This is a genomic window from Brevundimonas sp. UBA5713 (genome assembly GCF_002419815.1).
Classification (GTDB): Bacteria; Pseudomonadota; Alphaproteobacteria; order Caulobacterales; family Caulobacteraceae; genus Brevundimonas.
In genome coordinates this window covers 1-7,415 of sequence record NZ_DIGV01000047.1, presented here as the reverse complement: position 1 = coordinate 7,415, position 7,415 = coordinate 1, and the positions used below count along the sequence as shown (strand labels likewise).

General features: G+C 66.6%; 8 protein-coding genes. 7 read left to right on the top strand and 1 reads right to left on the bottom strand.

Going from position 1 to position 7,415, the window contains the following annotated elements; all coding sequences use genetic code 11:
* The 6 genes from B3B04_RS11805 to copM form a co-directional block, all read left to right on the top strand.
* Nucleotides 1–2,313 (top strand): efflux RND transporter permease subunit (locus B3B04_RS11805; protein ID WP_292043185.1); only part of this gene is annotated, 2,313 nt, incomplete at its 5' end.
* The gene (locus B3B04_RS11800) at nucleotides 2,310–2,915 is read left to right on the top strand and encodes a cation transporter (protein WP_242915668.1); all 606 of its coding nucleotides are present in this window, start codon (nucleotides 2,310–2,312) and stop codon (nucleotides 2,913–2,915) included. The genes B3B04_RS11805 and B3B04_RS11800, both read left to right, overlap by 4 nt.
* On the top strand, nucleotides 2,912–3,523 hold the full coding sequence (locus B3B04_RS11795; RefSeq protein ID WP_242915666.1) for a methyltransferase family protein: 612 nt from the start codon (nucleotides 2,912–2,914) through the stop codon (nucleotides 3,521–3,523). Before B3B04_RS11800 ends, B3B04_RS11795 begins: the two co-directional genes overlap by 4 nt.
* Nucleotides 3,524–3,530: 7 nt before the next feature.
* Nucleotides 3,531–3,662 (top strand): hypothetical protein, encoded by a 132-nt coding sequence (locus tag B3B04_RS11790; RefSeq protein WP_282452813.1) that lies wholly within the window; start codon nucleotides 3,531–3,533, stop codon nucleotides 3,660–3,662.
* Between the two features lie 11 nt (nucleotides 3,663–3,673).
* The gene (locus B3B04_RS11785; protein ID WP_242915665.1) at nucleotides 3,674–6,235 is read left to right on the top strand and encodes a heavy metal translocating P-type ATPase; all 2,562 of its coding nucleotides are present in this window, start codon (nucleotides 3,674–3,676) and stop codon (nucleotides 6,233–6,235) included.
* A 30-nt stretch (nucleotides 6,236–6,265) separates the two neighbouring features.
* Nucleotides 6,266–6,703, top strand: a complete 438-nt coding sequence (copM, locus tag B3B04_RS11780; protein WP_242915663.1) for a CopM family metallochaperone — start codon at nucleotides 6,266–6,268, stop codon at nucleotides 6,701–6,703.
* 244 nt (nucleotides 6,704–6,947) lie between these two features.
* Here the strand turns inward: copM and B3B04_RS11775 are convergent, their stop codons facing one another.
* Nucleotides 6,948–7,085 carry a hypothetical protein gene (locus B3B04_RS11775; protein WP_242915661.1) on the bottom strand — a complete coding sequence of 46 codons (138 nt, stop codon included), beginning with the start codon at nucleotides 7,083–7,085 and terminating at the stop codon, nucleotides 6,948–6,950.
* Between the two features lie 35 nt (nucleotides 7,086–7,120).
* Here B3B04_RS11775 and B3B04_RS11770 point away from each other — a divergent pair, with 35 nt between their 5' ends.
* On the top strand, nucleotides 7,121–7,402 hold the full coding sequence (locus B3B04_RS11770) for a hypothetical protein (protein WP_313443579.1): 282 nt from the start codon (nucleotides 7,121–7,123) through the stop codon (nucleotides 7,400–7,402).
* The last annotated feature ends 13 nt before the right edge of the window (nucleotides 7,403–7,415 follow it).

Here is a 7,415-nt window from a genome sequence, read left to right as displayed (position 1 = left end):
GCCAGCCGCGACGGCCACGAAGCGGTCGTCGGTACGGCGCTGATGCTGGCCGGCGGCAACAGCCGGACGGTGGCCCAGGCCGCCGCCGAACGCCTCGAGGAGGTTTCCGCGAGCCTGCCGCCGAGCGTTGTCGCCGAACCGGTCCTGAACCGCAGCTCGCTGGTCAACAAGACCATCTCAACGGTCGCCAAGAACCTGATCGAAGGCGCTCTGCTGGTGATCGTGGTGCTGTTCCTCCTGCTCGGCAACATCCGTGCGGCCTCGATCACCGCCCTGATGATCCCGATCAGCTTCCTGTTCGCGGTCATCGGCATGAACCGCTTTGGCATCAGCGGAAACCTGATGAGCCTCGGCGCGCTGGACTTCGGCCTTCTGGTCGACGGCGCGGTGGTGGTGGTCGAGAACACCCTGCTGATGCTCAGCCAGCGGCGGGCCGAAGCCGGTCGAATGCTGACACGTCGGGAGCGGCTTGAGGTTGCTGGAGCCGCGGCGCGTCAGATGGTCAAACCGGCCGCCTTTGGCCAGTTGATCATCCTCCTCGTCTTCACGCCGCTGCTGATGCTTGAGGGCGTGGAGGGCAAGACCTTCATTCCCATGGGCGCAACGGTGATGCTGGCCCTCGTCGGCGCCTTCATCTTCTCCTTCACCTTCGTGCCGGCGATGACGGCTCTGCTGGTCCGGGATCCGAAGAAGGTCGAGGTCGACGAGCACGGCCACGCTCACGAACACGAGACCTTCATCCTTCGCTACGCGCGGCGCTGTATCGAGCCTGCGATCCGCGCCGCCGTCGACCGGCCCAAAATCGTCCTGGCGTCCGCGCTCGGCGCCCTCGTCATTGGCGGCATCGCCTTCAGCTCTCTGGGGCGGGAGTTCATCCCGACCCTGGATGAAGGCGACATCGCCATGCAGGCGCTGCGCGTGCCGTCCGCCTCGCTGGAACAATCGCTGGCGATGCAGATGGCCCTCGAACGCGCCATCAAGGCCCAGCCCGAGGTGAAGACTGTCTTCGCCCGGACCGGGACGGCGGAGGCGGCGGTGGACCCGATGCCGCCGAACATTTCGGATGCGGTCATCGTCCTCAAGGACCGCAAGGAGTGGCCCGATCCGAACCTTCCGAAAGAGGAGCTGATCGAACGGTTCGAAGAGCTCGCCGCCGGACAACTCGGCAACAGCTTCGAGTTCAGCCAGCCCATCGAGCTGCGCTTCAACGAGCTGATCTCGGGGGTTCGGACCGACCTCGCCGTGATGGTCTATGGCGACGACTTCACCCAGCTGCAGGCGACTGCGGACCGGGTCGCCGCCGCCCTGCGCGCAACGCCCGGATCGGCCGACGTTCGCGTCGAGCAGGCGTCCGGCCTCCCCACCCTGACCGTCAGCGTGGATCGCTTCGCAGCCGCCAACTACGGCCTGTCGGCCGCCGATGTCTCCGAGGCGGTTTCGGCCGCGGTCGGCGGTGCCGAGGCCGGCCAGATATTCGAAGGCGATCGTCGCTTCAGCGTCGTCGTCCGCCTCGCGGATGAGGCACGGAATGATCCGGCGGCCCTTGCGGCTCTGCCGGTAACGACCGCCACAGGCGTGACCGTGCCGCTCTCTTCTGTCGCCCGGATCCAGGTAGCGGAAGGGCAGAACCAGATCAGCCGCAATGACGGCAGCCGGCGCATGGTGGTGCAAGCCAACGTCCGAGGACGCGATCTGGGCGGTTTCGTCACCGAGGCTCAGGCCAAGGTGCAGGCCGAGGTCGATCTACCGACCGGCTACTCCCTGACCTGGGGTGGCCAGTTCGAGAACCTGAAGCGCGCCGAACAGCGTCTGGGGCTGGTCATTCCGATCGTCTTCATCCTGATCGGGGTCTTGCTCTTCATGGCTTTGGGATCCTTCGCCGAGGCGGGCCTGGTGTTCGCGTGCGTGCCGTTGGCTCTGATCGGCGGCGCCCTGGCGCTTGTCCTCAGGGGGATGCCGTTCTCGGTTTCCGCGGCGGTCGGCTTCATCGCCGTGTCCGGCGTCGCGACCTTGAACGGCCTCGTGCTGATGCAGGCCATTCGGGAACGCCTCACAGGCGGAGCGGCGCCGCGTCTTGCCGCGATCGAAGGCGCGACAAGCCGGCTTCGCGCCGTCCTGACGACGGCTCTCGTCGCCATCGTCGGCTTCATCCCGATGGCGTTCGCCCACGGCGCGGGGGCCGAGGTGCAGAAGCCGCTGGCCACCGTCGTCATCGGCGGCCTCCTGACGGCCACGGCCTTGACCCTCCTTGTCCTTCCGACCTTCGCGGCCAAGGCCGTGAAACACCGGAAGGCGGAAGGAATCGAGGAATGAGCGGGGCTCACGAAACAGAGCAGGTCCAGCGCCGCACCCTCTTGGCGGTGCTGTTCCTGAACGCTCTGCTGTTCGTGGGCCTGGGAGTCGGCGGCCTCGCCGCCGACTCCAGCGCTCTGCTCGCGAACGCCGTCGATAACGGATCCGATGCGGCCGTCTATCTGATCAGCTTCCTGGCGGTCGGACGCGCGCTGATCTGGAAGACGCGGGCGGCTCAGGTGTCCGGCGTCATGCTTCTGATCTTCTCGGTTCTCGTCCTGCTCGACGCCCTGCGCCGGACACTGACGGGAACCGAGCCGGTCGGACCAACCATGATGGTGCTCGCCGTCGTGGCGGCGGTCATCAATCTGATCTGTCTTTTGTTGATCCGTCGGCAACAGAGCAGCGACGTCAACATGAAGGCGGCCGAGACCTTCAGTCTCAACGATTTCGCGTCGAACGGCGGCATCCTCGTCGCCGGCGGCCTGGTGATGTGGTTGGACCAATCTTGGCCCGATCTGCTGGTGGGGGTGCTGGTCGCCGCCATAGCCGCCAAGGGCGGCTTCGACATCCTTCGCGATGCGCGAGATGCGCGGCGCGACGCGAAGGAGCCCGTGGAATGAGCCCGCCCCTGATCGACATCGCGTCCGTCCAGCGCTGGCGCAAACTCTTCATCGCGGCTGGATTGTTCGCACTGCTGGCCTGGACCGCTCTTGTGAAGGCCCAGCCACAGCTGGAGCATCCCGTCGAACACCTAGGGCTGATCGCCATCATGGTCTGCGTTCTGGGCCGCGCCTGGTGCTCGCTCTACATCGGCGGCCGCAAGAAGCAGGAGATCGTCACCTGCGGACCGTATTCGCTGTGTCGAAACCCGCTCTATGTCTTCAGCTTCATCGGCGCATTCGGGATCGGCGCACAGACGGGCAGCCTCACCGTCGGCGTCACCTTCGCCGTCGCCTGCTGGATCGTGTTCCGCATCGTGGCGAGTCGGGAGGAAGGCTTCCTGACGTCGGCCTTCGGCGACACCTACCGCAGCTACGTCGTGCGCACCCCCCGCTTCGTTCCGAACCTGCGCCTGTGGCGTGATGAGGCGGAACTGTCCGTCCGGCCGGCCTTCTTCCTTCGGACTGTCCGCGACGGCCTTGTCTTCCTTCTGGCGTTGCCCGTGTTCGAGGGACTGGAGCACCTCCAGAACCTCGGCTGGCTCGACGCTCTCATCGCCTTGCCGTGAGGTCGAGATGGACCGCAAGCGACTGGTCATCCTCCTGAGCGCGGCTCTGGCGATCGCCGCCTTCGTCGCTGGAGCCGCCGCCCAGCGCGCCGGGATGTTCGTGCCCGACCGCTCGACCCTTACCCGTGACGTCTCTTGAGGAGCCCGATCATGCCCAAGACCCTCCGCCTCAACTTCCCTGTCCTCCTGCCTCATGCGCCCGATCTTCAGGACGGCTGCGTTGGACGGTTGATCGCGCTGTTGCGGGCCGAACCCGGCGTCTCTGAGGCGCATGTCGCCGAAGGCGAGGGAGGCCCAGAGCTTTGCATCCACTACGATCCCGACCAGCTGTCGCTGGCTCAGGTCCGTCGCCGTGCGCGTCAGGCCGGAGCCGAGGTCAGTGAGCGTTTCGGGCATCTCGTCGGGCGAGTGGAGGGTGTCCGCCACGCCCGCCACGCCCGCACGCTCGCGGCCGCGCTCGGCGAAGAAGCCGGCGTGATCGAGGCGGTGCTGGATCCGGCTGGCGCTCTGCGCCTGGAGTTCGACCGGCAGATCACGAACCGTGAGACGCTTGTCGAGCGCCTTGCGAGCCACGGCCTCGCGCTAGTGCGGGCGACGGAGGGCGCCGCTTCAACCGCTACGAAGACCCCTGAAGCGCAGCCGAAAGCGCCATCCGATCACGAGGCCAGTCATACGCCCGATGACGGTCACGGCCATGGCCACGTCGATGGCGATGGCCATGACCACGGACATTCCGAAGGCGACGGGCACGACCATGGTCATGGCGGCTTCCTCGGACCCAACACGGAGCTCATTTTCGCGGTCGGCAGCGGTGTCGCGCTCACGATTGGTTGGCTGATCGAGAAATTCATTCCGGGCGTGCCGGGATGGCTGCCCTTCGGCCTTTTCCTGATCGCCTATGCCTTGGGCGGCTGGTTCACGGTCGGCGAGGCTGTCGGGAATCTGCGGCGCAAGCGTTTCGAGATCGACACCCTGATGCTGGTGGCCGCAGCCGGCGCCGCGGCGCTCGGAGCCTGGGCGGAAGGGGCGCTGCTACTGTTCCTGTTCAGCCTCGGGCACGCCCTCGAGCACTTCGCGATGGGTCGCGCCAAGAAGGCGATCGAGGCTCTGGCCGCCTTGGCCCCGCGCACCGCTCATGTGCGGCGAGGAGAGGCCGTCGTCGAACTTCCGGTCGAAGAGCTGGAAGTCGGCGACTTGGTCGTCGTTCGGCCCAACGAGCGACTCCCGGCCGACGGCTTCGTCGTGAAGGGAACATCCAGCGTGAACCAGGCTCCCGTGACAGGGGAGAGCATTCCTGTCGACAAGCAGCCTGTCCCGAACCCCGAGGAGGCCCGCGCCAAGCCGGCAAATATCTCGGCGGCGTCGGTGGTCTTCGCCGGCACCATTAACGGCGGCGGCGCCATTGAGATCGAAACGACGCGTCGATCCAACGACACCACCTTGGCCAAGGTCGTCCGGATGGTCAGCGAGGCCGAGACCCAGAAGTCGCCGACCCAGCGCTTCACCGATCGCTTTGAGCGCGTCTTCGTGCCCCTCGTGCTCGGTCTGGCCTTCGTCCTCCTGTTCGCCTGGGTGGTCGTCGACGAGCCGTTCCGCGACAGCTTCTACCGGGCGATGGCCGTACTGGTGGCCGCCAGTCCCTGCGCTCTCGCGATCGCCACGCCGAGCGCGGTGTTGTCCGGGGTCGCCCGGGCGGCGCGCGCCGGTGTTCTCGTCAAGGGTGGCGCCCCGCTCGAAAACCTGGGGGCTCTCGACGCCATCGCCTTTGACAAGACCGGGACGCTGACCGAGGGGCGACCGCGGATCACGGACGTCGTTCCGTTCGGCCAGACGACACAGACAGAGCTTCTCGAGATCGCAGTCGCGGTCGAACGGCTGAGCGATCATCCCTTGGCGGAGGCCATCGTTCGCGATGGGAACCAGCGTCTGATCGCGGCATCGGTACGTGAGGCCACGGAGTTGCGCAGCCTGACCGGCAAGGGCGTCACTGCACGCGTCGACGATCAGGACGTCTGGATCGGCAAACCGGAGATGTTCGGTTCGGAGGCCATCGCTCCGCTCGCACCGGACACCGAGATCGCCGTCGCGGCCCTTCGAAACCAGGGACGGACGCTCATGGTGGTTCGCCGCGGGACAAAGGATCTCGGGGTCATCGGCCTTCTCGACACGCCTCGGGCCAAGGCGCGCGAGACCCTTACCGCGCTCCGCGCGCTCGGCATTCGCCGCATGATCATGATCTCGGGCGACCACCAGAAGGCGGCCCAGGCGGTGGCCGGTCAGGTCGGGCTGACCGAGGCGTGGGGCGACCTGATGCCGGAGGACAAGGTCGACGCCATCAAGAAACTGCGGGCGGAGACCAAGGTCGCCATGGTCGGCGATGGCGTCAACGATGCTCCGGCGATGGCCACCGCGACGGTCGGCGTCGCAATGGGTGCGGCGGGATCGGACGTCGCCCTGGAGACCGCCGACGTAGCCTTGATGGCGGATGATCTGTCGAAGTTGCCCTTCACCGTGGGTCTTAGCCGTCAAACCCGCCGCATCATCCGCCAGAACCTGTTCGTCAGCCTCGGGGTCGTGGCGTTCCTCGTCCCGGCGACGATCCTTGGTCTCGGCATCGGACCTGCCGTCGCCCTCCACGAGGGTTCCACCCTGCTGGTCGTCTTCAACGCGCTTCGCCTTCTGGCATGGCGCGGTCCGCGCGGCGTCGAATGACCCGCCTTCAGGAAAGCAAAGGATAGTCCAATGAAACGTCTCGGCTGGGTTGGCGTCATCGCCGCCTTTCTCCTGATCTCGGTCTTCGGCTTCGGGGTGCTCTCGCGGCAGGGGCGCCCGGCGCCGGAGCCGACGGCAGTCGATGCGCGCCCGATCGACCAGCATGCCGGGCACAGCGATGCCGCCTCGGATAACCCCGCCACTCGGTCCTACAAGGAGGCGAACGAGCGGATGCACGCCGCTATGAACATCGACTACAGCGGCGACGCCGATGTCGACTTCATGCGCGGGATGATCGCCCACCACGAGGGGGCGGTCGCCATGGCGAGGATTGCGCTCGACCAAGGTTCGGACCCCGAGGTCAAGGGCCTCGCGGAGGAGATCATTCGCACCCAGGAAGCTGAAATCGTCCGCATGCGGGTGTGGCTGGCCAACCGCGCGGCTCGCCCGGCGGACGCGCAGGGCTGAAGCCATGGGGGGCAAGCGATCCCCGATCCGGAGCAAGGCTCCTCGATGGCGTCCAGGGCGCTACAAGGGGCGCGGCCGGTCCAAGCTATACGGGAGGCCAGAGCCGTTCCGGCCGGTGCAGGACACACTGATCGCGGTTGGCGCGAGCCTCGTCGCCGGCGCGATCGTCTTCTGTCTCGCCGTACCGCTGGCGGCGACCTACCGCATCCCTGTGTTCGTGTCCTTCGGCGTTCTCATGTCGCTCCTAGCGATCATGACCTATCGTCTCGGGCGGAAGGGGCAGGCTGGTCGGGTCATGACCGCCGCCATGGCGGCTGTATGCCTCTTGGGGTTCGGCCTTCTTGTTCTGACGCGAGATCAGTTGCAGTTCGCTCCGCGTCATCACGATCACCCCACAGCGGCCGGGCAGGCACGGCCTTGATGATTGCATCGGAGCACGCACGACCGCAGCCCGTCAGGATTTCGCGGGGTGGTTGGCTCGATATCCTGCGCTTTGTCGCCGGCGCGCTGATCATTCTCTACCACTTCCGCGAAGCGGCCCCGACGCCTCTGGGTCAGTTCCACCCGGTGTTCGACCGGGGCTATCTCCTGACAAATTTCTTCATCATCGACTCCGGGTACGTCCTTTCCCGGATCTACGGCGACGGCTTCGCGGCCCACGCAATCCCGCTACACGCCTATGTCCGCCAGCGGTGCTGACAGGCTAACGCTA